The organism is Homoserinimonas sp. OAct 916 (genome assembly GCF_003260275.1).
GTDB lineage: Bacteria > Actinomycetota > Actinomycetes > Actinomycetales > Microbacteriaceae > OACT-916.
The window spans coordinates 1-631 of sequence record NZ_QJHB01000045.1; the positions used below are offsets into that span (position 1 = coordinate 1).

The 631-nt window shown below is 52.9% G+C and carries 2 rRNA genes; both read right to left on the reverse strand.

The annotated features are described in order from the left end of the window. Positions 1-104: ribosomal RNA gene (locus DL891_RS16605) — 23S ribosomal RNA — on the reverse strand; the annotation flags it as partial. Positions 105-565: 461 nt separating this feature from the next. Then, positions 566-631 (reverse strand): 16S ribosomal RNA (locus DL891_RS16610); the annotation flags it as partial.

The following is a 631-nucleotide window of genomic DNA, read 5'->3' on the forward strand; positions in this document are numbered from 1 at the left end:
CTCACAGCTCTATTATCAGCTCCCCGAGGCTTATCGCAGATTTATACGTCCTTCTTCGGCTCTACATGCCAAGGCATCCACCGTTTGCTCTTAGAAACTTGTCAACAAAATTGCTAAAGACCAATGCAGGTCCCCCAATAAAGGGAAACCTCATTGATACATTCTTTGAAACCCACAACAACCAACCCACCAATCCGAAGACCGGTACGTCAACCATTGCGAGTATTCAAGATGCTCGCGTCCACTGTGTAGTTCTCAAAGTACGGGTAGTACCCCACCTGGCCCCCACAAAGGGAACCAGGGCAAGGTCCACAAGTTCTCAGTCCCAAGCCACCCTTATCAGGCAGCCCCGGTCTGGTCCCTCAGGACCCAACAGCGTGCAAAGACCAGGCACCCCCGCCATCCCCCGTTCCCATTCCCGAAGGAACGTACTTGGAAGACGACGACTCGTCCTGGTCACAATGTCAATGTTCCACCCATGAGCGCCACCGGGAAACATGTGTTCCCGAAATGGCTACGAGGTTGGTAGCCCTGTATCACAGAGGCATCCTCGAGTGCTCCTTAGAAAGGAGGTGATCCAGCCGCACCTTCCGGTACGGCTACCTTGTTACGACTTAGTCCTAATTACCGA